The organism is Deltaproteobacteria bacterium (genome assembly GCA_035063765.1).
Lineage (GTDB): Bacteria > Myxococcota_A > UBA9160 > UBA9160 > PR03 > CAADGG01.
The window spans coordinates 71,771-96,347 of the sequence record JAPSFT010000008.1 but is presented as its reverse complement, the minus strand read 5'-3'; the positions used below and the strand labels follow the sequence as shown (position 1 = coordinate 96,347).

Sequence of the window (24,577 nt, the reverse complement as noted above, 5' to 3'; positions counted from 1 at the left end):
GCCGATGCTGGAGATCCGCGACCTGCACGCCCGCGTCGGGCCCTCCGGCCCGGGCGGCGGCGAGCCGCAGCCCATCCTGCAGGGGCTCGACCTCGTGCTCGAGCGCGGCGAGGTGGCCGCGGTGATGGGGCCCAACGGCTCGGGCAAGAGCACGCTCGCCAACGTGATCGCGGGCAAGCCGGGCTACGAGGTGACGAAGGGCCAGGTCCTCTACGAAGGCCGCGACCTGCTCGCGCTGGCGCCCGAGGAGCGCGCCCGCGCGGGCGTCTTCCTGGCCTTCCAGTACCCGGTGGAGATCCCGGGCGTCGGCAACACCTACTTCCTGAAGCAGGCGCTGAACGCGGTGCGCGCCCATCGCGGGCTCGAGGAGCTCGACGCCATGGAGTTCCTCTCGCTCGTGCGCGCGAAGCTGAAGCTCGTCGAGATGCCCGAGGCGCTGGTGAAGCGCGGCGTCAACGAGGGCTTCTCGGGTGGCGAGAAGAAGCGCAACGAGGTGCTCCAGATGGCGCTCCTCGAGCCGAGCCTCTGCATCCTCGACGAGACCGACTCGGGCCTCGACATCGACGCGCTGCGCGTGGTGGCGGGCGGCGTGAACGCCCTGCGCGGCCCCGAGCGCTCGATGCTGGTCATCACCCACTACCAGCGGCTGCTCGAGTACATCGTGCCGGACCGGGTGCACGTGCTGGCCGGCGGGCGGATCGTGCGCAGCGGCGACAAGGCGCTGGCCCTCGAGCTCGAGGAGAAGGGCTACGGCTGGGTGCAGCCGGCCGCGGGGGCCGCCGCGCGATGAGCGAGGCCTCCCCGGAACGGCACTGGGCGGAGGCCTTCGCCGCGGCCGCCCCCGAGCGGGCCGGCGAGCCGGCCTGGCTCGAGTCCGCGCGCAAGGCCGCGATCGCGCGCTTCGCCGAGCTCGGCCTGCCGTCGCGACGACACGAGGAGTGGAGGTACACGAGCGCCGAGCGGATCGGGCGCGTCCCGTGGCGGCCGGCGCCGGCGGCGGCGCTCGGGGCCGGCGGGCTCGACGCCTTCGAGCTCGCGCTCGGCGAGGGCCCGCGCCTCGTCTTCGTGAACGGCCGCTTCGCGCCCGGGTGGAGCCGGCGCGAGGGGCTCCCGGCCGGCGTCCTGGCCGCGGACGCGCGCTCGCGCTGGGAGCCCGAGGGCGCGTGGCTCGAGCCGCTCCTCGCCCTGCCCGCGGCGCTCGCCGATCGCGCCTTCGCCGCGCTCGCGGCGGCGCTCGCGCCCGACGCGGCGGTGGTGCGGGTCGGCCGCGACGTCGCGCTCGGGCCGCCGCTCACCGTCGTCTTCCTGAGCGCGCCGGGCGCGGACGCGGCCACGACGCCGCGCCTCGTGGTCGAGGCGGAGGCCGGCGCGCGGCTCTCGCTCGTCGAGGTCCACGCCGGCCCCGCCGGCGCCGAGCGCCAGCTCCGCAACGCGCTCGGCGAGATCGTCGTGGGCCCGCGCGCCGCCGTCGACCACGTCCGGATCCAGCTCGACGGCGCCGGCGCGACCCACCTGGGCCACGTCCACGCGCGCGTCGCACGCGGCGGCCGCTACGCGAGCCGCACGGTCTCGCTCGGCGCCGCCGTCGCGCGCCTCGACCTGGTGGTGAGCCTCGACGGCGAGGGCGCCGAGGCGACGCTCGACGGGCTCTACGTCACGGCCGGCGGCCAGCACAGCGACAACCGCACCACCGTGGACCACGCGCGCCCGCACGGCACGAGCCGCGAGCTCTACAAGGGCGTGCTGGCGGGGCACTCGCGGGGCGTCTTCAGCGGCAAGGTGCTGGTGCGCAAGGGCGCGCAGAAGACCAGCGCCGAGCAGCGCAACGCGAACCTGCTCCTGAGCGGCCAGGCCGAGGCGGACAGCAAGCCCCAGCTCGAGATCGAGGCCGACGACGTGCGCTGCAGCCACGGCTCGACGATCGGCCAGCTCGACGAGGAGGCGCTCTTCTTCCTGCGCGCCCGCGGGCTCGACCTCGCGGCGGCCCGCGCGCTGCTCGTGCGCGCCTTCGCGGACGAGATCCTGGCAGGGGTGCCCGGCGAGGGGCTGCGCGAGCGGCTGCTCGCGGGCGTGCTCGCGAAGCTCGCGGCGGCCGGCGCCGCGGAGGCGGCGTCGTGAGCACGCCCTTCCGCGACGCCGAGCTGGCGCGCATCCGCGCCGACTTCCCGATCCTCGACCAGAAGGTGCACGGCAAGCCCCTGGTCTTCCTCGACAGCGCCGCCAGCACCCAGAAGCCGCGCGTCGTGATCGACGCGATCTCGCGGCTCTACGCCGAGGACTACGCGAACGTCCACCGCGGCGTGTATCAGCTCGCCGAGCGCGCGACGGCCGCCTACGAGGCCGGCCGCGAGGCGGCGCGCCGCCTGCTCCACGCCCCCGACGCCCGCGAGGTGATCCTCCTGCGCGGCACCACCGAGGCGATCAACCTGGTGGCGCAGAGCTGGGGCCGCGCGAACGTCGGGCCGGGCGACGAGATCCTGGTCACGGCGATGGAGCACCACTCGAACATCGTGCCGTGGCAGCTCCTGTGCGCCGAGCGCGGCGCACAGCTCGTGGTGGCGCCGATCGACGACAGCGGAGCGCTGGTCCTCGAGGAGCTCGAGCGGCGGGTCGGGCCCCGCACGAAGCTGGTTGCGGCCGTGCACGTCTCGAACGCGCTCGGCACGCGCAACCCGCTGCGCGAGATCGTCGAGATCGCCCACGCGGCGGGTGCGCGCGTGCTGGTCGACGGCGCGCAGGCGGTGGCGCGGCTGCCCGTCGACGTGCGCGCGATCGGCTGCGACTTCTACGCCTTCTCCGGGCACAAGGTCTACGGGCCGTCGGGGATCGGCGCGCTCTGGGGCCGCGCGGAGCTGCTCGAGGCGATGCCTCCCTGGCAGGGCGGCGGCGAGATGATCGAGTCGGTGAGCTTCGAGAAGACGACCTGGGCCCGGCTCCCGCACAAGTTCGAGGCCGGCACCCCGCACATCGCCGGCGGCGCGGGCCTCGCGGCCGCGATCGGCTACCTGGAGGCGGCCGGCGTCGAGCGGGTCGAGGCGCACGAGGACGATCTCCTCGCCTACGCGACCGAGGCGGTACGGGAGGTCCCGGGCCTGCGCCTGATCGGCACCGCGCCGGACAAGGCCGGCGTGCTGGCCTTCGTCCTCGACGGCGTCCACGCCCACGACGTCGGCACGATCCTCGACCGCGAGGGCGTGGCGGTGCGCGCAGGCCACCACTGCGCGCAGCCGGTGATGCAGCGCTTCGGCGTGCCGGCGACCGTGCGCGCCTCCTTCGGCCTCTACAACTCCCGCGCCGACGTCGACGCGCTGCTGCGCGGGCTGCGGACGGTGGTCGAGGTGTTCCGATGAGCGCGGAGCTGCGCGAGCTCTACCAGTCGGTGATCCTCGACCACTACAAGAAGCCGCGCAACTACGGCCGCCCGCCGGGCGCCGACCGGGTGGCCGAGGGCGTGAACCCCCTGTGCGGCGACCACGTGCACGTCTACGCGAAGCTCGAGGGCGAGCGCGTCGCGGAGCTCGGCTTCGAGGGCTCCGGCTGCGCGATCTCGACCGCGGCGGCCTCGCTGATGACCCAGGCCGTGAAGGGCCGCACGACCGGCGAGGTGCGCGCGCTCTTCGAACGCTTCCACGAGCTCGTGACGGGCCGCGGCGAGGTGGACCCCGAGTCGCTCGGCAAGCTCGCCGTCCTGGCGGGCGTCCGCGAGTTCCCGGCGCGGGTCAAGTGCGCGACGCTGGCCTGGCACGCGCTCTGCGCCGCCCTGGACGGCACCGGCGAGCCGGTGAGCACGGAGTGAAGATGACCGACGAGACCCTGCCGGCGAGCGATCGCCACCCGAACGACCCGATCGCGAGCGAGCCCACCCCGGCGCCCGAGCGCGGCGGGATCGAGGCCGCCGTGATCGCCCAGCTCAAGACCGTCTACGACCCCGAGATCCCCGTCGACATCTACGAGCTCGGCCTCGTCTACGCGGTCGAGGTGAGCGACGAGGGCCACGTCGAGATCCGCATGACGCTGACGTCGCCGATGTGTCCGGTCGCCGGCTCGCTGCCGCCCGAGGTGGAGGCGAAGGTGGCCCAGGTGCCGGGGGTGCAGTCGTCCCGGGTCGAGCTGGTGTGGGAGCCGCCCTGGAACCCGAGCATGATGTCGGAGGCGGCGCGCCTCGAACTGGGCTTCGACTGAGGTAGACTGCCCGCGCGCCAGGCGCCCATCGCGAGGGACCATGCCGACCCCGGGAATGCAGGAACGCGGGAAGAGCCTCGAAGAGGCGTTCTTCAAGAAGCAGCACGCCGAGCAGCTCGAGAAGCTGCGCCGCAAGCAGGAGCAGGCCGAGGCGCGCGAGGCGCTGGCCGCCGCCAGCGGCATCAGCGACGACACGGAGCTGCTCGACCGCCTGGCCGCGCTCGGCATCCGCGCCGAGACGCTGGCGGCGCTGACCCTGATCCCGCTCGTCGAGGTGGCCTGGGCCGACGGGAAGATGGATGCGAACGAGCGCAACGCGATCCTGCGCGGCGCCGAGTCGTCGGGGATCGAGCCCGGCTCGCCGAGCCACGTGCTGCTCGAGATCTGGACCCGGGACCGGCCGGCGCCGGAGCTGATGGCGTCCTGGAAGGGCTACATCGGCGCGCTGGCCGGCGAGCTCTCCGCCGACCAGCGGTGGCACCTCGAGGAGAAGATCGTGGGGCGCGCGCGCTCGGTCGCCGAGTCGGCCGGCGGCTTCCTCGGGCTCGGGCGGAAGGTCTCGGCCGAGGAGGAGCGCGTGCTCGGCGAGCTCGAACGGGCCTTCGGCTCGCGCACCTGATCCGCTACGCGCGGGCCGTGCGCTCGAGCAGATCGAGGTAGAGCGCCGCGTCGCCGGCGTGGAAGCAGCAGAAGGTCACGCGCCGCGGCCATTCGTGCTCGACCAGCCAGGCGCCGGCCGAGCGCAGGGCGATGCGCGTCGCGGCCTCGAGCGGAAAGCCGTAGGCGCCGGTCGAGATCGCCGGGAAGGCGATCGTCGCGAGCTCGCTGCGCCGGGCCAGGCGCAGGGACTCGGTGTAGGCCGAGGCCAGCACCGCCGCCTCGCCCTCGCCGCCGCCGCGCCAGATCGGGCCGACCGCGTGGATCACCCAGCGCGCGGGCAGCCCGTAGCCGCCGGTCATGCGCGCCTCGCCCGGCGGGCAGCCGCCGATCGTGCGGCACTCCTCGAGGAGCTTGGGCCCGGCCGCGCGGTGGATCGCGCCGTCCACCCCGCCGCCCCCCAGCAACGACGCGTTCGCCGCGTTCACGATCGCGTCCACGGCCAGCGTCGTGATGTCGGCCGTCACGACCTCGATGCGAGCCATCACGTCGCGCACGCTCCCTCTTTGCCCGCCGCGGTCCCGCCTGTCAACGCCTGCTAGCTTCCGCCGGCGCCCCGGGAGACGTCCGATGAGCTCCGCCCGGCTCCGCCTCGCTGCGCGATCGCCGCGCCCGCCGGCGGCGGCATGAGCGGCGCCGCCCCCGCGGCCGCTCCCGGCCGCGTGCTGGTGACCGGCGCCAACGGGAGCCTCGGCCGCGCGCTGCTCGCGCGCCTCGCGGGCAGCCGCACCGCCGCGCGCGCGCTGGTGCGCTCGGAGCGCGCCGCCGCCGGCGTGCGGGCGCTCCCCGCGGCGCCCGAGGTCGTGACCGCCGACTACCGCGACGCCGCGGCGCTCGGCGCGGCCGCCGCCGGCTGCTCTGCCGTGGTGCACCTGGTCGGCATCCTCAAGGAGTCGCCCGGGACGAGCTACGAGGACGCCCACGAGGGCAGCGCCCGGGCGCTCGCGGCCGCCGCGATCGGTGCCGGCTGCCAGCGCGCCGTCTACCTGAGCATCCTCGGCGCGAGCGTGGGAGCGGCCAACGCCTGCCTCGCTTCGAAGGCGCGCGCCGAGGCGATCCTGCTGGCGCCGCCCCTGCGCACCACCGTGCTCCGGGTCCCGATGGTGCTCGGCGGCGACGACCCCGCCAGCACCGCGCTGCGCGCCCGCGCGCGCGCCCGCTTCGCGCCGCTGGTACGCGGCGGCGCCGCGCTCGAGCAGCCGATCGACGCCGCCGACGTGGTCGAGGCGATCGTCGCGGCCCTGGCACGGCCCGCGCTGGCCGGCCGCGTGCTCGAGCTCGCCGGCCCCGAGTCGCTGCCGCGCCACGCCCTCGTCCGGCGCACCGCCGCGCTCGCGGGCGCACCCGCTCCGACCGTCCTCCCGATCCCCCTCGCCGCCGCGCGCCTCTTCGCCGCGCTCGCCGAGCGCCTCGCCACGAACCCCCCGCTCACGCCCGCCATGCTGGGCGTCCTCGAGCACGACGACTCCGTCGACCCCGCCCCGGCCTGCCGCGCGCTCGGCATCGAGCTCACCGCCCTCGACACCACGCTGCGCCGCTGCCTGGCGGGCGCTCGGGGCGCGTGAGCCGCTTCGCCGGGCGGCGCGCCCCCCGCCGCGGCACCCTCCTGCCCGTGCCCGATCCCGGAGCTCCCGTGCCCGAGCCGGCCCGCACCGCCGCCGCCACCACCACCGAAACGGCCCGGCGCCGCGCGCCGCGCGTCCTGCGGCTCGCGCCCTGGCTCGTGACGCTCGCCTGCTTCGCCTTCCTGTGGAGCCGGATCGACGGCGCCGCCCGCCGGCAGGGCTCGTCGGCGCTGCCGTTCCTGATGGCGGTCTTCGAGCGGGTGGACTGGTGGAGCTGGCTCGTGCTGATGATCCCCTACTCCCTCCTCTACTTCGCGGTGGACTCGGTCGTCGTCTGGCGGGTCGTGAACTGGTTCAACGCGCCCGTCCCGCTGCGCGACATCCTGCCGGTCCGCGCCAGCACCTACATCCTCTCGATCCTGAACGAGCAGATCGGCAAGGGCGTGATGGCCTACTACCTGAACCGGCGCGACGGCGTACCCGGCTGGCAGGTGGGCTCGAGCATGCTCTTCATCATGTTCTGCGAGCTCTACTACCTGCTCACCTGGGCGCTGATCGGAGCCGGGCTGCGCCGGCAGGCGCTGCCCGAGGTCTTCCACGTGCTGCCGATCGTCGGGCTCGGCGCGGCCGCCTTCCTGGTGCTCTGGATCCTCTACTTCCGCGGCGTGATCGCAGGGGGCTCCCGGCTCCGCGAGCGCGAGATCCTGCACGCCTTCCGGCGCGCCCGGCCCTGGCACTACCTCGCGGTCGTGCTCCTGCGCTCGCCGGCGCTGCTCGTGGCGACGGTGGTCTACACGCTCGGGCTCCGCCTGTTCGGGGTCGCGGCCGGCTTCGCGGAGATCCTCGGCGTCCTGCCGCTGGTCTTCTTCGGCGCTGCGATCCCGGGCCCGATGCGCGCGGTGGCGGTCTCGATGTGGGTGCTGCTGTTCCCGGCGCAGCCCGCCGAGATGGTCGCCTTCGGGCTCGTGATGCACAACTTCTTCGTGTTCTTCAACGCGGCGATCGGGCTGCTCTTCGTGCGCCGGGCGCAGCGCGAGCTGTTCGGGACGGGGGCTCAGGCCTGAGGCGGAGCGCGCAGGGCGAGCAGCCGGCCCGCCATCGAGACGGCGGTCGAGGCGAGCAGCAGCCAGCCGGCGGCGAGGATCCAGCCCCGGCCGGGCCCGCCCAGCCCGAGCGCGTCGCGGTAGATCGGGACGGCGACGAGGACGTAGTAGGCGATGCCGTTCCAGCGCCCGAGCGCGCTCGTGCGCAGGGTGCGCCCGGCGAGCGCGCGTGAGTCGAGCACGTACTGCACGAAGGCGGCGGCGACGAGCGGTGCCAGCAGCACCGGCAGCTCGCCGCGCCCCGCCCAGGCCGCGAGCCCCACGACGCACAGGGTGGCATCGGCCGCGTGATCGACGAGGCCGCCGAGCGGCGAGGCCTCGCCGCGCCGGCGCGCGACGCGGCCGTCGGCGAGATCGGTCGCGGCGGCCAGCGCGAAGAGGCCGCCGGCGGCGAGCGGCTGGCCGTGCAGGATCGCGGTACCGAGCGCCGGCACGAGCGCCAGGCGCGCCAGCGAGAGCGTGTTGGCCCAGGTGCCCCAGCGGCCACGGGCCGCGCGCGGGGGCTCCACGACTCCACCCTGCCGCATGGCCGGCACCATACCAGACGGACGCTACGTTCCGGCTCCGCGAAGGGGGGTGGCGTGCGCAAGCGGCTCGGACTGGCGATGGTGGCCGTGGCAGCCGCGATCGCGTGCGATCGCGGGCCGTCGGTGGAGCTCTCCGAGGCTGCGCAGCGCGGGCGCAAGGTCTACCTGAACGTGTGCATCGCCTGCCACAACGCCGACCCGGCCAAGGACGGCACGCTCGGCCCGAACCTGGCCGGCTCGACCAGCGAGCTGATCGAGTGGCGCGTCGTCCGCGGCACCTACCCGCCTGGATACACACCGAAGCGGCCGACCAACGCGATGCCGGCCTTCCCGCACCTGGCCGCGGACGTGGACGACCTCTACGCCTTCGTGCGCGAGACGACCGCGGGCGCCGCCCCGTAGCCCCGCTCTCCGCTCAGAAGGCCGTCAGGATCTCCTGCGCCAGGAACAGCACCAGCGTGAGGCCGAGCCCCATGTGGATCGTGCCGCTCACGGTGCCGAGCTGCTTGAGCCCGGGGCCCATCAGCACGATCAGCTCGAGCGCCAGCATGACCGCCAGCGCGACGATCCAGTAGAGGGTGACCCCGCCGGTGCCCGTGAAGGCGAAGTGGCTCGCGGCGCCCATGAAGAACAGCATCGGGATCGAGAAGAGCACGTTCGCGCGCGAGGCGGTGCCGGCGCGCGGCGCGCGCGCGGCCGCCTCCGGGATCGCCTGGCCACCGGCCGCGACCTGCTCGGCGGAGCGGATCACGAGCTTCTGGGTCGGCCAGATCACGAACCACACGTTGAACCACATCAGGCTGCCGAGGATCCCACCGGTCAGGATGCGGGTCATGTAGCCCGAATCGAGCGGGGTCTGGTCGTGACCCCACTTGGCGAGCACGATCAGCCAGCCGCTCAGGAAGGTGACCATCGCGCCCCAGCGGAACCACCAGAGGGCGTTCGGCACGAGCCCGCGCACCATCGCGCCGCGGGCGCTGCCTCCGAGCTCGGTCGCGAAGAAGGGCGTCTGGACGAAGTTGAAGTAGTAGAGCATCCCGATCCAGGTGATGCCGGCCAGGAAGTGGAGCCAGCGGAGGAGGAAGTACACGCCCTCCATGCTGAACAGTTCCATGTCGGTGTCCCTCCTGTGTGGCGAACGGGAAGCCCATTCTAGCCACACTTCGCGGGCGGGCGCAGGAGGCTCAGCGCCGCTCTTCGAAGACGGTCTCGGCGACGGTCTCGGCGGCGCGGTCGACCGGCAGCTCGCGGGAGCTGCCGTCGCGGCGGCGCTTCAGCTCGACCACCTTCTTCGCGAGCCCGCGGGCACCGACCACGATCCGGTAGGGGATCCCGACCAGGTCGGCGTCCTTGAACTTGACGCCCGGCCGCTCGTCGCGGTCGTCGAGCAGCACGTCGACGCCGGCGCCGCGCAGGGCCTCGTAGAGGCGCTCGCCGACCTCGGCGGTCTCGACCTCCTTCGGGTTCAGGACCGTCACCACCACCTCGAAGGGCGCCACCCCGACCGGCCAGGCGATCCCGGCCGCGTCGTGGCAGCGCTCGACGATCGCCGCCGCCACGCGCCCGACGCCGATCCCGTACGAGCCCATCACGATCGGCACGGACTGGCCCTGCTCGTCGAGCACCGTGGCCCCGAGCGCCTCGCTGTAGCGGGTGCCGAGCTTGAAGATGTGGCCGACCTCGATGGTCTTCGCGACCGCGAGCGGGCTCGCGCAGAGCGGGCAGGCCTCGCCCGCGGCGACCGCGCGCAGGTCGAGCCAGCCGGCGACCGCGACGTCGCGGCCGGGCTCGACGCCGCGCAGGTGGAAGCCGTCCTCGTTCGCGCCCGTGGTCATGCCGCGGCGGCCCTGGAGCGCGAGGTCCGCGAGCACCCGGAGACCGCGCACGCCCACCGCCCCGAGGCTCCCCGCCGAGGCGCCGAGCGCGGCGCGGATCTCCTCGTCGCGGGCCGCGCGCACGGCCGTCGCGCCGGCGCCGTCGGCGAGCTTCTGCTCGGAGAGCAGGTGGTCGCCACGCAGGAGGACGAGCACGGTCTCGCCGTCGACCACGTAGACCAGCGTCTTGATCTGGCGCTCGGCGGGCGCGCCGCCCGGGAAGGACACGAGGTCCTCGATGGTCCGCACGCCGGGGGTCGCGAACTTCTCGGGGGCCGCCGCCGCACCCTCGTCCGCGACCTCCGCGAGCTGCGAGGTGGCCTTCTCGACGTTGGCCGCGTAGCCGCAGGCGCCGCACGAGGCCACCCAGTCCTCGCCCGCGTCGCTCGGCACCATGAACTCGATCGACTCGCTGCCGCCCATCGCGCCCGAGGAGGCCTCGACCGCGAGCGGCTGGAGCCCGCAGCGCTCGAAGATCCGGCGGTACGCGTCGAAGTGGAGCTGGAAGGCGCGGTCGAGCCCGGCGCGGTCGAGGTCGAGCGAGTAGGAGTCCTTCATCACGAACTCGCGCACCCGCAGCAGGCCCGACTTGGGACGCGGCTCGTCGCGGAACTTGGTCTGCACCTGGAACCAGATCTGGGGCAGCGCGCGGTAGCTGCGCACCTCGACGGCGAGCGACGCGAAGACCTCCTCGTGGGTCATGCCCAGGCACAGCTCGGCGCCGCGCCGGTCCTCGAGGCGGAACATCTCCTCGCCCATCACCTGCCAGCGGCCGGAGCGCTGCCACAGCTCCGCCGGGTGCAGCGCCGGCAGCCGGAACTCCTGCCCGCCGATCCGCTCCATCTCCTCGCGCACGATGCGCTCGATCTTGCGGCACACGCGCCAGCCGAGCGGCAGCAGCGAGTAGATGCCGGCGGAGAGCTGGCGTACGAGCCCGGCGCGCACGAGGAGCTTGTGGCTGACGGCTTCGGCGTCGGCCGGGTCGTCGCGCAGGGTCGGGACGAAGGCGTGGGACCAGCGCACCCGCCGTCCTCCTCGGCCGCGAACCTAACCGACGGCTCCGCGGATCGCCTTCACAGGAGCGCGAGCACCGCGGCATAGGTGTGGAGCTCCGTGCTCCCGGCGACGGGCCCGAACTGGAACGACCCGAAGGGCCCCGCGAGCGGCGTCGCGCCGAGCGCGCGCGCGACCACGGCAGCCTCGAGGCCGGCATGGCGGAAGAGCGTCCGCCCGCGGCCCGAGCAGCTGAGGTAGAGGGCCGCCGCAGCGGGCGACGGCGCCGTCGCGAGCACGCGCGCCAGGTCCTCGCGTGCCAGGTCGCCGTCGCGCAGCGCAAAGCGCAGGCGGGCGCCCGGGCGCAGATCCTCGGCGAGCGCGAAGGCGCGCTGCTCGGGTGCGAAGCCGGCCACCGGGCGCACGACGAAGCGGTCGCCGGCGCGCGGCAGGGCTGCGACCACGAGCTCGCCCGCGCGGCGCAGGTCCGCGGCGAGCGGCGCGCCCGCCGCCTCGCAGTAGACGTCGAGCGCGGGCCGCCCCGCGAGCTCGAGCACCCAGTGGCCGTCGCTGCGCGTGACCGGCAGGCAGCCCGTGATCGGCCGGCAGCCGTGATCGACGGCGATCCGTGCCGGCCGCGGCAGGTGGAGCACGAGGCCGGCGGCGCCGCCAGGGGCCAGCTCGCGCCCGCTCCAGGGCGCGCCGGGCCTTCCGTCCGGGGCGATCGCCGCCGCCGCGCCCACCAGCGAGCCGGGCGGCAGGACCTCGTCACAGGCCGCGAGCAGCCGCCGCGTGTCGATCGCGACCGGGTCCGTGAAGAGCACGGCCAGGTCGCCCTCGGCCGCCGAGCGGCCCAGGGCCGCCTCGAGCTCGGCGCCCGCCGCCTCCTCGGCGCCGGCGAGATCGGCGAGACGGAACGGGGTGGCCTCGAGCCCGGCCAGGGCCAGGACGGCGACCGCCGGGCCCTCCTGCTCCTCGTCGGCGCCGGCCAGGACCCCGTGCGCGAGCAGGCCCGCGACGGCGCCCGTCCCGAGGCCCGCCCGGGCAGCCGCCGCGGCTCGTGGCGCGCTCGCCCCGGGACCCGCCACGAAGACGAAGGCGGCGTCCACGGCCCCGAGCGCGGCGCGCGCCTCCCCGGCCAGCGCGGCGGCCGCCCGGCCCGGCTCCTCGTCCCTGGCGAGTGCGGCGAAGGCGCGGATCACGGGCCGAGGATACGCGCCCGGCGCTCGGCTTCCCTCGAAGGGGGGGCTCGGCTAGCATCGGCCCCGCTGCGCCGCTGCACCCCTCCTGGCGCCGCAAAGCCCCTAGGTCGTGAACTCCTGGGACGCCGGCCCCTCTGGGAAGACGAGAGACATTGGCGGACTACGTGCGCATCGAGCGCGAGGCCGAGCTGCGGGCCCTGGCCAAGGACCTGCTTCGCGAGAAGGTGATCGCGGTCGATACCGAGGCCGACAGCTTCTACCACTACTACGACAAGACCTGCCTGGTACAGATCGCATCGAGCGAGGGGATCTTCCTGGTCGATCCCCTGGCGCTCGGAGGCCCCTCGGAGCTGGCGCCGCTCGGGCCGGTCTTCGCCGCCCGGAAGGTGCGCAAGATCTTCCACGCCGCCGAGTACGACCTCTACGTGCTCAAGCGCGACTGCGGCTTCGAGTTCGCGCACCTCTTCGACACGATGGTGTCGGCCCAGCTGCTCGGCTATCCCGCCGTCGGCCTGGCCGCGCTCTCCGAGCGACACTTCAACGTGAAGCTCCCGAAGGACGAGCAGCGCTCCGACTGGTCGACGCGCCCGCTGCGCGAGAGCCAGCTCCTCTACGCCGCCTCCGACGTCGCGCACCTGGTCCAGCTCGCCGACAAGCTCGAGGCACAGCTCGAGGAGAAGGGCCGGCTCGCCTGGGCGAAGGAGGAGTTCGAGACGCTGGTGGCCCGTACCTGGCCGCCGCGCGAGTTCGACGGCGCGGGCTACCTGCGCATCAAGGGCGCCAAGGGCCTGCCGCCCGTTCAGCTCTCGATCCTGCGCGAGCTCTACCTGCTGCGCGACGCGCGTGCGCGCGAGGTCGACCGCCCGCCCTTCAAGGTGCTCGGCAACCGTACGCTGCTCGAGATCGCGCAGCGCCAGCCGCGCGACACCGCGGAGCTCGGCTCGATCAAGGGCATCACCGAGCTGATCCTGCGCCGGCTCGGCAAGGAGATCCTGGCGGCGGTGACGAAGGGCGCCGGCTCGCCGCACGGTCCCTTGCGGCGCGTCGAGGGGAGCGGGCGGCGGCGCATGGACCGCCGCACCGAGAAGCGCGTCGAGCGGCTCAAGCGCTGGCGCACCGGGCGCGCCAGGGAGCTGGGCCTCGACCCGGGGGTCCTGTGCCCGAACACCGGCCTCGAGGCGATCGCGTGGAGGAATCCCGCCCGGGCCGCCGAGGTGGCGGAGATCCCGGAGCTGAAGGGCTGGTTCGTGCGCGAGTTCGGGCGCGAGATCGCCGACGCGCTGCGCGGGGACGAGGAAGAGGGCGACTGAGCCCGCCGCGCCGAGCGCACGGCCCGGAAACAAGAAGCCCCCCGGCACACTCGGCCGGGGGGCTCTGTCGTTCCGGTGCCCCGGGGACTCCGGGAAAGGCGGGGTGCCGATTTCTTGGGGGAAAGCGCCTTTTGGGGTGCTATCCCCGGAGTCCCCGAGACGCGTCCTCCGGAGAACGAGCGCGCCCGTTGCCGTTCTCCGGAGACATCCAGAACGTCTCCACGGCTCCTCGGAGGAGCACGATCCGTGCCAGCTCGCCCCGGCGCGGCTCGCGTGAAGCCAACTGCCTGGAATCAGGGCGGGTTTCCTCCGGATCGACGCGAGAGACGATCTTCGCCTGGCGCAGCCGCAGGAGGCACCAGGAGCTGTGGAAGAACCGGGCGGCAGGCGGCAGATCCGGCTCCAACAGCTGGTTCTACGGTCTTTTCCGCTGTGTCCTCGGCATGCAGCTCCGGGCGGCAGTGCCGCTTTCCGTTCCTCCCGGCCGCATGCCCTCCCGAGCGCGGTATGCTCGCGCGCCATGTTCGCCGCCCGCCGCAAGCGCTTCCTCGAGGCGATGGAGCCGGACTCGGTCGCGATCCTGCTCGGGGCGGAGCCGGCGGTCCGCTCGCGCGACACCCACTACCGCTTCCGCCAGGACAGCGACTTCCACTACCTGACGGGCTTCGACCACCCGGGCGCGGCGGCGGTCCTGCGCCGGGACGGCGGGCCGCCCTTCACCCTCTTCGTCGAGCCGCGCGACCCCGAGGCGGAGACCTGGACCGGCTACCGGCCGGGGGTCGAGGGCGCGCGCGCGGACTTCGGCGCCGACGAGGCGCACCCCCGGTCCGAGCTGCTCGCGAAGCTCCCGGCGCTGCTCGAGCGGGCCCGGCGCGTCCATCACGTGCTCGGCCGCGATCCGCGCGTCGACCAGAGGATCGTCGAGACCGTCGAGGCGGCGCGGATCCGCTCGCGCGCGCACGCGCCGCCGCCGGAGGCGATCGTCGACCCGCGGGCGATCGTGCACGAGATGCGCCTCGTGAAGGAGCCCGAAGAGCTCGAGCTCATGCGGCGCGCCGCCGAGATCAGCCGCGAGGCGCACGCGGCGGCGGCCGGCCGGGCCCACGCGGGCGCCGGCGAGCACGAGCTCGAGGCGCTCCTCGATTACACCTTCCGGCGGCGAGGCGCCGCGGGGCCGGCCTACGAGTCGATCGTGGGCGGTGGGGCCAACGCCACCGTGCTCCACTACGTCGCGAACGACCAGCCGCTGCGCGACGGCACGCTGGTGCTGATCGACGCCGGCTGCGAGTACGCGGGCTACGCCTCGGACGTGACGCGCACCTATCCGGTCGGGGGCCGCTTCACACCCGAGGCGCGGGCGGTCTACGAGGTGGTGCTCGCCGCGCAGGAGGCGGCGCTCGAGGCCTCGCGCCCCGGGGCCACGCTCGACGAGGTGCACGACGCGGCCCTGCGCCGCCTCGTCGAGGGCATGATCGAGCTCGCGCTGCTGCCCCGGACCCCGCTCGACGAGGCGATCGCGGCCGGCGACTTCCGCCGCTACTACATGCACCGCACGAGCCACTGGCTGGGCCTCGACGTCCACGACGTCGGCGCCTACAGCCGGGACGGCAAGCCGCGCCGGCTCGAGCCGGGCATGGTCTTCACGGTCGAGCCGGGCCTCTACGTGCCCGCCCGCGACGAGCGCGCGCCGGCGGCGCTGCGCGGCATCGGCGTGCGCATCGAGGACGACGTGGTCGTCCTCGAGACGGGGCACGAGAACCTGTGCGCCGCGATCCCGAAGCGCCCCGACGAGCTCGAGGCGCTGGTACGGTCCGGCGCGCGCGCCTGACCGCCCTCCCTTCCCCCACCGACCGAGGAGCCCGCTCCCCATGGCCGACATCGAGTCCCTGCTCCGCGAGAAGCGCGTGTTCGAGCCGGCGAAGGCCTTCGCGAAGCAGGCGGTCTGGACCCCGCGCCAGGTGGCCGCGTACCGCAAGCTCGGCGCCCGGAGCCCGCAGCGCTTCTGGGCCGCGATGGCGAAGGAGCACCTGAGCTGGTTCTCGCCCTGGCGGAAGGTCCTCGACTGGAAGCCGCCCTACGCGAAGTGGTTCGTCGGGGGCAAGCTCAACGCCGCCTACAACTGCCTCGACCGCCACGTCGAAGGCCCCGGCGCCTGGCGCCGCAACAAGGCCGCGATCGTCTGGGAGGGCGAGCCCGGCGACAGCCGCGTGCTCACCTACGGGCAGCTCCACCGCGAGGTCTGCCGGTTCGCGAACGTGCTGAAGTCGCTCGGGGTCGCGAAGGGCGACCGCGTCGCCATCTACCTGCCGCTCGTCCCCGAGGCGGCGATCGCGATGCTCGCCTGCGCGCGGATCGGCGCCACCCACTCGGTGGTCTTCGGCGGCTTCTCGGCCGAGGCGCTGCGCGACCGGATCCGGGACGCCGGCGCGAAGCTGGTGGTGACGGCCGACGGCGGCTACCGGCGCGGCGCCGCCTTCGCGCTGAAGCCCGCCGTCGACGAGGCGCTCGAGGAGGTCGAGGGCGTCGAGCACGTGATCGTGCTGCGCCGCACCGGCGCGCCGACGCGGATGCGCAGCGGCCGCGACCACTGGTGGCACGAGCGCATGGAGGGCGCCTCCGCGGACTGCCCGCCCGCGAAGCTCGACTCCGAGCACCCGCTCTTCATCCTCTACACGAGCGGAACGACCGGCAAGCCGAAGGGCATCCTGCACACGACGGGCGGCTTCCTGACCCACGTGGCGGCCACCACCCGGGTGGTCTTCGACCTGAAGGACGAGGACGTCTACTGGTGCACCGCCGACGTCGGCTGGGTCACCGGACACTCCTACGTCGTCTACGGCCCGCTCGCGGTCGGCGCGACGACGGTCATGTACGAGGGCGTGCCCACCCACCCCGCGCCCGACCGCTGGTGGTCGATCATCGAGCGCTGGGGCGTGACGGTGCTCTACACCGCGCCGACCGCGATCCGCGCCTTCATCCGCCTCGGCGAGGAGCACCCCGCGAAGCACGACCTCTCCTCGCTGCGCCTGCTCGGCTCGGTGGGCGAGCCGATCAACCCCGAGGCGTGGATGTGGTACCACCGCGTGATCGGGGGCAAGCGCTGCCCGATCGTCGACACCTGGTGGCAGACCGAGACGGGCGGGATCCTGATCACGCCGCTGCCCTCCTCGACCCCGACCAAGCCCGGCTCCGCCACGCTGCCCTTCCCGGGCATCGACGCCGCGGTCCTCGACGCCCGGGGCCGCGAGGTGAAGGCGCGGGCGGGCGGCTTCCTCGCGCTCCGCAAGCCCTGGCCCGGCATGCTGCGGGGGATCTGGGGCGACAAGAAGCGCTACGAGGAGACGTACTGGAGCAAGTGGAAGAACGTCTACTTCCCGGGCGACGGCGCGCACCGGGACGAGCGCGGCTACTTCTGGATCATGGGCCGCATCGACGACGTCATGAACGTGTCCGGCCACCGGATCGGAACGATGGAGGTGGAGAGCGCGATCGTCGCGCACCCGCAGGTGGCCGAGGCCGCCGTCGTGGGCCGGCCCGACGAGCTGACCGGCACCGCGATCGTCGCCTTCGTGACCCCGCGCGGCGGGGTGTCGGCAGGGCCGGAGCTGGCGGCCTCCGTGCGCGACGCGGTCACGAGACACATCGGCGCGATCGCGAAGCCCGCCGACGTGCGCTTCACCGACGCGCTGCCGAAGACCCGCTCGGGAAAGATCATGCGCCGGCTCCTGCGCGACATCGCCTCCGGCAAGGAGGAGGTCGGCGACACCACGACGCTCGAGGACTACTCGGTGCTGGCGCGGCTGCGGGAGGCGGACGAGGCGGGCTGAGCGACGCGGCGGCGGCGCCTGGCCGGCTACGCCGCCTCGGCCGGCGCCGTCGGTGCGGGTGTCTCGACGCCCGGCGGGTTGCTCGAGCGGGCGCCGATCTCCCAGTGGTCGCCGACACGGGTCAGGATCAGGACCTCGCCGAGCGCGGGCCGGTCGCGCTCCTCGAGCGAGGCGCCGGTGAGCTTGTGGACGAGGTGGCGGATCACGCCCTTGTGGGCGACCAGAAGCGCCGAGGTGGCACCCGAGGCGTCGAGGCGCGCGAAGCCGCGCTCGATGCGCGCGCGGAAGGCCGCGCGCAGCTCGCCGCCCGGGTACTCGAAGCCGGGCGCGAGCTCGCGCCACTGCTCGTAGAGCACCGGGTCGGCGGCGCGGATCTCGTCGACCCGGCGGCCCTCCCAGCGGCCGAAGTGGACCTCGCGCAGGTCGGCCTCGAGGCGCAGGGTGCTACCGCCGGTCAGGACCTGCGCGGACTGCCACGAGCGGCGCGCGGGGCTCGCGACGACGGCGTCGATCACCTGGCCGGCGAGCGCGGCGCGCGCCGCCAGCATCTGGGCGCGGCCCTCGCTCGAGAGCGGCGGGTCGCCGCTGCCGATCAGGCGGATGCGCGAGTTGCCCTCGCTCTCCCCATGCCGCACGAGCACGAGCCGACGCAGAGCCATGGAGGCCTCCCGATGCAGGGCGCGCAGCGCCCGGCCCCCGGCTTCGTCCCGATCGAGGGCCGGCGCAGGATGGAAGAGCCGGCCGGGGCCGTCAACGCCGCCGGAGCGAGCTGTTAGACTGCCGCGCTCGGGGGGGTGCGATGTCGCGTTCGGGACTGGGGATCTTCGTGCTCCTGGCGGCGCTGCCGGCCCTGCTCGCCGTGGGCATGGTGCGCTGCGAGGGCACGCCGCCCGCGATCGAGGCGCCGGCCGCGCTCGCGATCGGCAAGGACGGCCGCACGGTCGCGCTCACCGTGACCGACGCCGGCGCGGGCCCGAAGTCGCTCGCCGCCGTGCTGGTCCACGGGGCGGGCGAGACACCCCTCGTCGAGCAGGCCCTGGGCCCCGGCCGCTGGCTGCCCTTCGGCCCGGGCGCACCGGCCACCGTCGAGCTCGTGATCGACCCGAAGGCGCTCGGCGCGAAGGACGGCGACGCCACGCTGCGCGTCACGGCCCGCGACCACGCCTTCCGGAGCTGGGGCGGGGGCAACGAGACGCAGCTCGAGATCCCGCTGCGCTTCGACTTCCGCTCGCCCGCGGTCTCGGTCGAGCCTGGCATCGTGTACGCGAGGCGCGGCGGCTCCGTGGCGCTCGCCTATCGCGTGGGCGAGCGGACCGTGCGCGACGGGGTCGAGCTCGGCGAGCGCTTCTTCCCCGCCATCCGGGTCGGCGCCGACGACCCGGCCGCCCGGCACGATGCGGGCTGGCGGCTCGCGCTCTTCCCGCTCCCGATCGACCAGCCCGACACGAAGCCGGTGCTGATCGCCGAGGACGAGGCCGGCAACCGCGGCCAGGCGACCCCGCAGGTGAAGATCGAGGAGCGCCGCGTGCCGGAGGCCATGCTGAACCTCCCGCCGAGCTTCCTCGAGAACAAGATCGGCGAGCTGGCGGAAGCCGTGGACGTCGACGCGAGCGACCGCCTCCGGGCCTTCCAGGAGATCAACACCCGGGTCCGGGCGGAGAACGAGAAGCGGATCCGCGAGGTCACGGCCGAGAGCTCCCCGACACCGCTCTGGGACGGCGCCTTCGAGCAGATGGCGAACTCGAAGGTGACGAGCCCCTTCGCCGAGAAGCGCAGCTACATCGTGGACGCCGAGAAGGTCTCCGAGTCGACCCACTACGGCTACGACCTGGCCTCGCTGGCGGGCGCGCCGGTGACGGCCTCGAACGCGGGGCGGGTGGTCTTCGCCGACGAGCTCGGGATCTACGGCCAGTGCGTGATCGTGGATCACGGGCTCGGGCTCTTCTCGCTCTACGGGCACCTCTCGAGCATCGACGTCGCGGTGGGCGACACGGTCGCGAAGGGCCAGACGCTCGGGCACTCCGGCCAGACGGGGCTCGCTGGCGGCGACCACCTGCACTTCGCCATGCTGCTCGCGGGCCACTACGTCGACCCGGTGGAGTGGTGGGACGCGAAGTGGCAGCGCGACCGGCTCGACCCGCAGATCGCCGCCGCCCGGCAGTAGGCGCGCGGGCGCGCCGGCGCCGCGCGCTGCTCGCCTGGTATCGCGCCGCGCGCCGCGACCTGCCCTGGCGCCGCACGCGCGACCCGTGGGCGATCTGGGTCTCCGAGACGATGCTCCAGCAGACCCGCGTCGAGGCGGTGATCCCCTACTGGGAGCGCTTCCTGGCGCGCTTTCCCGATCCCGGCACGCTCGCGGTCGCCGACCTCGACGACGTGCTCGGCCTGTGGTCGGGCCTCGGCTACTACTCGCGCGCGCGCAACCTGAAGCGCGCGGCGGAGGAGGTGGTGGAGCGCTTCGCGGGCCGCGTGCCCGACCAGGTCGAGGCGCTGCGCAGCCTGCCCGGCGTCGGCCCCTACACGGCGGGCGCCGTGGCCTCGATCGCCTACGGCCGGCCGGCCCCGATCGTCGACGGCAACGTGGCGCGCGTGCTCGCGCGCGTGCTCGGCCTGCGCGAGGAGATCGGGAGCCCGGCCGCGCGCGCGCGGCTGTGGGAGGAAGCCGAGGCGCTCGCCGCGGGCGACGCGCCCGGCGACCTGAACCAGGCCCTGATGGAGCTCGGCGCGCTCGTCTGCGTGCCGCGCGCCCCGCGCTGCGACGCCTGTCCGCTCGCCCGCGCGTGCGACGCGCGCGCGGCGGGGGACGCCGGGGCGCTCCCGCGGCGCGCGCCGAAGCGCGCGCCGGAGCCCGTCCACGCGGTGGCGGCGCTCGTGCGGCGCCGCGGCCGCGCGCTCGCCGTGCGGCGACCCGCCCGCGGCCTGCTCGGCGGGCTCTGGGAGCTGCCCGGCGGCGAGGTCGCGAGCGTCCGGGCGGGGGGGCCCGGTGCGCTCGCCGCCCTCCTGCGCGAGCGCCTCGGGCTCGCCGTCGCCGCGATCGAGCCGGCCGGCCGGCTCGACTACGCCTTCACCCACCGGCGGCTCTCCCTGCGCCTGTTCCGCTGCGAGGCGGCGCCGGGCCGGGTGCGCCGCTCCGGGTGGGACGCCCATCGCTGGCTGTCGGACGCGGAGCTCGACGCCCTGCCGCTCGGGACGGTCGGCCGGCGGGCGCTCGCCACGGCACGCAGCGAGCGCGTGCCGGGCGCCTCGGGCAAGCTCGGGCGATGGCCGCGGACACCAGCGAGCGACGGCCCTTCGTGCTGATCGACCACGGCGGCGGCCGCCTCGACGGCGCCGTGCCGGGCTTCGACCGCAAGCGCCTGGCGCGGCTGCGCCAGGGCGACCCGCCGGCGGATCGCGAGCTCGACCTGCACTACCTGCGCCGCGAGGAGGCGCGCCGGCGGCTGCGAGCGGAGCTGCGCGAAGCGCTGGCCGCCGGCGAGCGCTGCCTCCTCGTGATCCACGGGCGCGGCGCGCGCTCGGGCGAAGCCGGGGCGGTGCTGCGCGACGCGCTCCCCGACTGGCTCGCCGAAGAGCCGCACGGCGCCGCGGTGCTGGCCTTCGCCAGTGCGTCGCGCCACGCGGGCGGCGCCAGCTACGTGCTGCTGCGGCGGCGGCGCTGAGCGCGACGAAGCCCGAGCGGGCGACTATCCTGCGCGTCCATGGGCAGCACGACGGGCCGGCTCTTCCGCGCCACCACCTTCGGCGAGTCGCACGGCGGCGGCGTCGGGGTGGTGGTGGACGGCTGCCCGCCGCGGCTGCCGCTCGCGGTCGAGGAGATCCAGCGCGACCTCGACCGCCGCCGGCCCGGCCAGAGCCACCTGACGACCCCGCGCCAGGAGGCCGATCGCGCCGAGCTCCTGTCGGGCGTCTTCGAGGGGAAGACGATCGGCAGCCCGATCGCGATCCTCGTGCGCAACGCCGACGCGCGCCCGCAGGCCTACGAGCACCTGCGCGACGTCTACCGGCCCTCGCACGCCGACTGGACCACCGAGGCCAAGTACGGGATCCGCAACTGGCAGGGCGGCGGGCGCGCGAGCGCGCGCGAGACGATCGGGCGCGTCGCCGCCGCCGCGATCGCGCGCAAGCTCCTCGCCAGCCAGGCCGGCATCGAGGTCCTGGCGTGGGTCCGGCAGGTGCACGCGGTCGACGCGAAGATCGACCCCTCGGCGGTGTCGCTGGCGCAGGTGGAGGCGCATCCCGTGCGCTGCCCGGACGCCGAAGCCGCCGCCCGGATGGAGCGCCAGATCGACGAGGCGCGCCGGCGCGGCGACTCCCTGGGCGGTGTCGTCGAGTGCGTGGCGCGCGGCGTCCCGGCCGGGCTCGGCGAGCCGGTCTTCGACAAGCTCGAGGCCGACCTCGCGAAGGCGGCGCTCTCGCTCCCCGCCTCGAAGGGCTTCGAGATCGGCAGCGGCTTCACCGGCACACGCCAGACGGGCATCGAGCACAACGACCCCTTCGAGCCCGGCCCCGACGGCCGCCCGCGCACCCGCAGCAACCGCTCGGGCGGCGTGCAGGGGGGGATCACGAACGGCGAGGACATCGTGCTGCGCGTCGCCTTCAAGCCGACCGCGACGATCCGCCTCGCCCAGGACACCGTGGACCGCGCCGGCCGTGCGGTCGTGCTCGAGGCGGAGGGCCGCCACGATCCCTGCGTGCTCCCGCGCGCGGTGCCGATCGTGGAGGCCGCCGTCCTGCTGGTCCTCGCCGATCACTGGCTGCGCCAGCGCGCGACCGACGCGATCCCGCGCTGAGAGCGCCGCTGCGCGCAGGGTACCGCCCGGGGCGGTAGGGTTCCGCTGCGCTCGAGGAGGGAAGCCGTGAAGGCCGCCGTGATCCACCGCACCGGACCGCCCGAGGTGCTCCGCTACGAGGAGCTCCCCGATCCGCCCTGCGCGCCCGACGGCGTCGTCGTCGAGGTCGAGGCGATCTCGATCGAGGGCGGTGACCTCGGCAACCGCGCGCGCGGCGCGATCGCGAGCTTCCCGCACGTGGTGGGCTACCAGTGCGCGGGCCGGGTCCGCGAGGTCGGTCCCGAGGTCCGCGACCGGCGTGCCGGCCAGCGCGTGGTCGCGATGATGCTGCACGGCTCGCACGCCGAGCGCGTGGCGGTGCCGGCCGGCTTCACCTGGCCGGTCCCGGACGGCGCCGACCTCGAGGCGGCGGCCTGCGTGCCGATCCCCTTCGGCACCGCCGACGACTGTCTCTTCGAGTTCGGGCGCCTCGCGGCCGGCGAGACCGTGCTGATCCAGGCGGGCGCGAGCGGCGTCGGGCTGGCGGCGATCCAGCTCGCGAAGCGCGCCGGGGCCCGCGTGATCGCCACCGCCGGCAGCGAGGCAAAGCTCGCGCGCCTGCGCAGCGAGCTCGGCCTCGACCACGGGATCGACTACCGCGCGCGCGACTTCGTGGCCGCGGTGCAGGAGATCACCGGGGGGCGCGGCTGCGATCTGGTGGTGGACCCGGTGGGCGGCGCCACGCTCCAGAAGAGCCTTGCCTGCCTGGGCTACCGCGGCCGCTGCATCACGGTCGGCGACGCGAGCCGCGCGGGCCGGCAGCTCGACGTCGCGAGCCTGTCGGCGGGCAACCGCTCGCTCACCGGCGTGTTCCTCGGCGCCGAGGCCTTCTTCGCCCGCGAGCGGGTCTTCGCGATGATCGCGCGCCACCTGGACGACGTCGCGGCCGGCCGCCTGCGGGTCTTCGTCGACCGGCGCTTCCCGCTCGCGGAGGCCGCGGCGGCGCACGCCTACGGCGAGAGCCGCGCGGCCTTCGGCCGCGTCGTGCTCGTGCCCTGAGCGGCGTGAGGGCAGGCGCTCAGCGCCGGCCGAAGCGGCGCAGCGGCAGGGGCGCCAGGGCGCCGAGCGCCGCCGTGGCGAGGAAGAGGCAGCGGTAGGCCGGCCCCTGCGCAATGCCGGCCTCCAGCGCCGCGCTGAGCAGCAGCCCCGCGGCGAAGGGGCTCGCGCCGTAGGCCAGGCTCGTGAGGAGCCCGGCGATCACCAGGGTCGGCGTGGGCTCGTGCTCCGGCGCGATGCCGAAGAGCACGTGCGTGTCGGCGACGCCGAAGCCCGCGTTCAGGATCGCGAGCAGGAAGAAGAAGGCGACCATCGCGGGAGCGCCCGCCGCGCCGCCCAGGAGGGCGAAGGCCGCGAGCAGCGCGGCGGCGCCCAGCGCGGTGAGCCGGAACACCGGGAGCGGGCCGAAGCGGTCCACGACGTGCCCCCAGACGTAGAGCGACGCGAAGCCGCCCGCGTAGAAGGCGGCGGTCGCGAGCGCCACGTCGGCGTCGGAGAGCCCGAGCATGCGGCGCATCATCACGATCGCGAAGGGCGTGGCCGCCCGGAGCGCCGCCCCGTAGAGGATCATGCCCGCCAGGTACCGGCGCAGGCGCGGCTCGCTGCGCAGCAGGCCGAGCGCGTCACGCGCGCGCAGGCGCTCGCGCCCGCAGCCGCGGGCTTCGGGCAGGCGCGCCACGAGCGCGATGCGCAGGAGGCCCGCGAGCGACGCGACCGCGAAGAGCGGCCCGAACGAGCCCGGATGCGCGGCGAGCCAGCGCTCGGCCGCCACGAAGTAGACGATCAGCGTCAGGTGCCAGCCGCTGCGCAGGACAGCGAAGAACTGCCCGGTCCGGCCGGGCTCGACGTAGCCCCGCAGCAGCGGGAACCACACCGCGTTGCCGACCACGATCCCGACCGCGCACAGCGCGAGGCTCGCGAGCGCGAGGGCGGGCCCGAGCTCGGGGCCGGCCTTCGCGAGCACGCCGTAGGCGGCGAGCGGGAGCCCCGCCAGGACGGCGAAGGCCTGGCCCGCGAGCAGGATCGAACGCTTGCGCACGCGCCCGACCGCGCGCAGCGCAACGAGCTGCAGGAGCTGCGAGAGCGGCTCGAAGGCGCGCTGGAGCCCGACCAGCGCCTCGCTCGCCCCGAGCCCGACGAGCGCGAGCGTCGGAAGCTGCTCGGTGTAGATGGTGCGGTGGGTCATGCCGGCCGGGTGGCTCAGCACCGCGAGGCGCCGCCCGCGCCGCCGCTCCGCGGGCGGCAACGGGTCGGCCGCAGGGATCGCTTCAGCGCTCGGTCCGGCCACGATGGGGGCGGACGGTAGCGGCAGATCGACGGCGACCGAGGGTAGGACTTCGAGTCAGCCCCTTGGGGGCGCGAGTCGTGATTGACTCGGTGACGGCCATGGGTGTAGATGGTCCCAGCGCGCCGGCCTTCCTTGGGTTCGCGGCCGGCGCGCTGCCCAGACCACTACGTGTGCCTGCCCCGCAGGTGCGCTGCTCCGGGCGCGATCGGCGCCCGGCCGGGGAG

General features: G+C 75.0%; 24 protein-coding genes. 17 read left to right on the top strand and 7 right to left on the bottom strand.

Annotated elements, in window-relative coordinates; genetic code table 11:
- Window positions 1-4 precede the first annotated feature (4 nt).
- Genes sufC through OZ948_08085 form a run of 6 tightly spaced genes read left to right on the top strand, consistent with a single transcriptional unit; the run spans window position 5 to window position 4,801 of the window.
- Window positions 5-790: a Fe-S cluster assembly ATPase SufC gene (sufC, locus tag OZ948_08110; GenBank protein MEB2344688.1), complete on the top strand. Its 786-nt coding sequence runs from the start codon at window positions 5-7 to the stop codon at window positions 788-790.
- Entirely contained in the window at window positions 787-2,118 is a 1,332-nt protein-coding gene (gene sufD, locus OZ948_08105) for a Fe-S cluster assembly protein SufD (GenBank protein MEB2344687.1), read from the top strand. The genes sufC and sufD overlap by 4 nt, the downstream gene beginning before the upstream one ends.
- Window positions 2,115-3,350 carry a cysteine desulfurase gene (locus OZ948_08100; protein ID MEB2344686.1) on the top strand — a complete coding sequence of 412 codons (1,236 nt, stop codon included), beginning with the start codon at window positions 2,115-2,117 and terminating at the stop codon, window positions 3,348-3,350. The genes sufD and OZ948_08100 overlap by 4 nt, the downstream gene beginning before the upstream one ends.
- Entirely contained in the window at window positions 3,347-3,796 is a 450-nt protein-coding gene (locus OZ948_08095; GenBank protein ID MEB2344685.1) for an SUF system NifU family Fe-S cluster assembly protein, read from the top strand. The genes OZ948_08100 and OZ948_08095 overlap by 4 nt, the downstream gene beginning before the upstream one ends.
- Window positions 3,797-3,798: 2 nt before the next feature.
- Entirely contained in the window at window positions 3,799-4,182 is a 384-nt protein-coding gene (locus OZ948_08090; protein MEB2344684.1) for an SUF system Fe-S cluster assembly protein, read from the top strand.
- Window positions 4,183-4,222: 40 nt separating this feature from the next.
- Window positions 4,223-4,801 (top strand): hypothetical protein, encoded by a 579-nt coding sequence (locus OZ948_08085; GenBank protein MEB2344683.1) that lies wholly within the window; start codon window positions 4,223-4,225, stop codon window positions 4,799-4,801.
- Between the two features lie 4 nt (window positions 4,802-4,805).
- Here the strand turns inward: OZ948_08085 and OZ948_08080 are convergent, their stop codons facing one another.
- Window positions 4,806-5,324 (bottom strand): O-acetyl-ADP-ribose deacetylase, encoded by a 519-nt coding sequence (locus tag OZ948_08080; GenBank protein ID MEB2344682.1) that lies wholly within the window; start codon window positions 5,322-5,324, stop codon window positions 4,806-4,808.
- Between the two features lie 141 nt (window positions 5,325-5,465).
- On the opposite strand from OZ948_08080, the gene OZ948_08075 reads away from it, so the two are divergent.
- Both OZ948_08075 and OZ948_08070 read left to right on the top strand, forming a co-directional pair.
- A complete protein-coding gene (locus OZ948_08075) occupies window positions 5,466-6,404 on the top strand; it encodes an NAD(P)H-binding protein (GenBank protein MEB2344681.1) in 939 nt (312 codons plus the stop codon).
- Window positions 6,405-6,472: 68 nt separating this feature from the next.
- Window positions 6,473-7,468 carry a hypothetical protein gene (locus OZ948_08070; protein ID MEB2344680.1) on the top strand — a complete coding sequence of 332 codons (996 nt, stop codon included), beginning with the start codon at window positions 6,473-6,475 and terminating at the stop codon, window positions 7,466-7,468.
- Here the strand turns inward: OZ948_08070 and OZ948_08065 are convergent.
- Entirely contained in the window at window positions 7,459-8,016 is a 558-nt protein-coding gene (locus tag OZ948_08065) for a CDP-alcohol phosphatidyltransferase family protein (GenBank protein MEB2344679.1), read from the bottom strand. The two genes, OZ948_08070 and OZ948_08065, sit on opposite strands and share 10 nt — an antisense overlap.
- A 72-nt stretch (window positions 8,017-8,088) precedes the next feature.
- On the opposite strand from OZ948_08065, the gene OZ948_08060 reads away from it, so the two are divergent.
- A complete protein-coding gene (locus tag OZ948_08060; GenBank protein MEB2344678.1) occupies window positions 8,089-8,436 on the top strand; it encodes a cytochrome c in 348 nt (115 codons plus the stop codon).
- Between the two features lie 13 nt (window positions 8,437-8,449).
- Here OZ948_08060 and OZ948_08055 read toward each other — a convergent pair whose 3' ends face one another.
- The 3 genes from OZ948_08055 to OZ948_08045 all read right to left on the bottom strand — a co-directional run bounded on the left by OZ948_08055 (window position 8,450) and on the right by OZ948_08045 (window position 12,103).
- Window positions 8,450-9,148 (bottom strand): urate hydroxylase PuuD, encoded by a 699-nt coding sequence (locus OZ948_08055; protein MEB2344677.1) that lies wholly within the window; start codon window positions 9,146-9,148, stop codon window positions 8,450-8,452.
- Window positions 9,149-9,218: 70 nt separating this feature from the next.
- The gene (locus OZ948_08050; GenBank protein MEB2344676.1) at window positions 9,219-10,931 is read right to left on the bottom strand and encodes a proline--tRNA ligase; all 1,713 of its coding nucleotides are present in this window, start codon (window positions 10,929-10,931) and stop codon (window positions 9,219-9,221) included.
- A gap of 50 nt (window positions 10,932-10,981) precedes the next feature.
- Entirely contained in the window at window positions 10,982-12,103 is a 1,122-nt protein-coding gene (locus tag OZ948_08045; protein MEB2344675.1) for an FIST C-terminal domain-containing protein, read from the bottom strand.
- 152 nt (window positions 12,104-12,255) lie between these two features.
- Here OZ948_08045 and OZ948_08040 point away from each other — a divergent pair, with 152 nt between their 5' ends.
- The 3 genes from OZ948_08040 to acs all read left to right on the top strand — a co-directional run bounded on the left by OZ948_08040 (window position 12,256) and on the right by acs (window position 17,240).
- Window positions 12,256-13,413 (top strand): HRDC domain-containing protein, encoded by a 1,158-nt coding sequence (locus OZ948_08040; protein ID MEB2344674.1) that lies wholly within the window; start codon window positions 12,256-12,258, stop codon window positions 13,411-13,413.
- A gap of 520 nt (window positions 13,414-13,933) precedes the next feature.
- A complete protein-coding gene (locus OZ948_08035; GenBank protein ID MEB2344673.1) occupies window positions 13,934-15,241 on the top strand; it encodes an aminopeptidase P N-terminal domain-containing protein in 1,308 nt (435 codons plus the stop codon).
- Window positions 15,242-15,281: 40 nt separating this feature from the next.
- Window positions 15,282-17,240, top strand: coding sequence for an acetate--CoA ligase (gene acs / locus OZ948_08030; GenBank protein ID MEB2344672.1), 1,959 nt, complete (start codon window positions 15,282-15,284; stop codon window positions 17,238-17,240).
- Between the two features lie 26 nt (window positions 17,241-17,266).
- Here acs and OZ948_08025 read toward each other — a convergent pair whose 3' ends face one another.
- A complete protein-coding gene (locus tag OZ948_08025; GenBank protein ID MEB2344671.1) occupies window positions 17,267-17,899 on the bottom strand; it encodes a histidine phosphatase family protein in 633 nt (210 codons plus the stop codon).
- 140 nt (window positions 17,900-18,039) lie between these two features.
- Between OZ948_08025 and OZ948_08020 the strand changes: the two genes are divergently transcribed.
- The 5 genes from OZ948_08020 to OZ948_08000 all read left to right on the top strand — a co-directional run bounded on the left by OZ948_08020 (window position 18,040) and on the right by OZ948_08000 (window position 23,068).
- Window positions 18,040-19,404 (top strand): M23 family metallopeptidase, encoded by a 1,365-nt coding sequence (locus OZ948_08020; protein MEB2344670.1) that lies wholly within the window; start codon window positions 18,040-18,042, stop codon window positions 19,402-19,404.
- Complete coding sequence (gene mutY, locus OZ948_08015) at window positions 19,356-20,540, top strand: A/G-specific adenine glycosylase (protein MEB2344669.1); 1,185 nt, start codon at window positions 19,356-19,358, stop codon at window positions 20,538-20,540. Before OZ948_08020 ends, mutY begins: the two co-directional genes overlap by 49 nt.
- Window positions 20,501-20,899: a Smr/MutS family protein gene (locus tag OZ948_08010; protein ID MEB2344668.1), complete on the top strand. Its 399-nt coding sequence runs from the start codon at window positions 20,501-20,503 to the stop codon at window positions 20,897-20,899. Before mutY ends, OZ948_08010 begins: the two co-directional genes overlap by 40 nt.
- Window positions 20,900-20,938: 39 nt before the next feature.
- Window positions 20,939-22,030, top strand: a complete 1,092-nt coding sequence (gene aroC, locus OZ948_08005; protein ID MEB2344667.1) for a chorismate synthase — start codon at window positions 20,939-20,941, stop codon at window positions 22,028-22,030.
- Window positions 22,031-22,096: 66 nt separating this feature from the next.
- The gene (locus tag OZ948_08000; protein MEB2344666.1) at window positions 22,097-23,068 is read left to right on the top strand and encodes a zinc-binding dehydrogenase; all 972 of its coding nucleotides are present in this window, start codon (window positions 22,097-22,099) and stop codon (window positions 23,066-23,068) included.
- Window positions 23,069-23,087: 19 nt separating this feature from the next.
- Here OZ948_08000 and OZ948_07995 read toward each other — a convergent pair whose 3' ends face one another.
- Window positions 23,088-24,251, bottom strand: coding sequence for a hypothetical protein (locus OZ948_07995; GenBank protein ID MEB2344665.1), 1,164 nt, complete (start codon window positions 24,249-24,251; stop codon window positions 23,088-23,090).
- Between the last annotated feature and the right edge of the window lie 326 nt (window positions 24,252-24,577).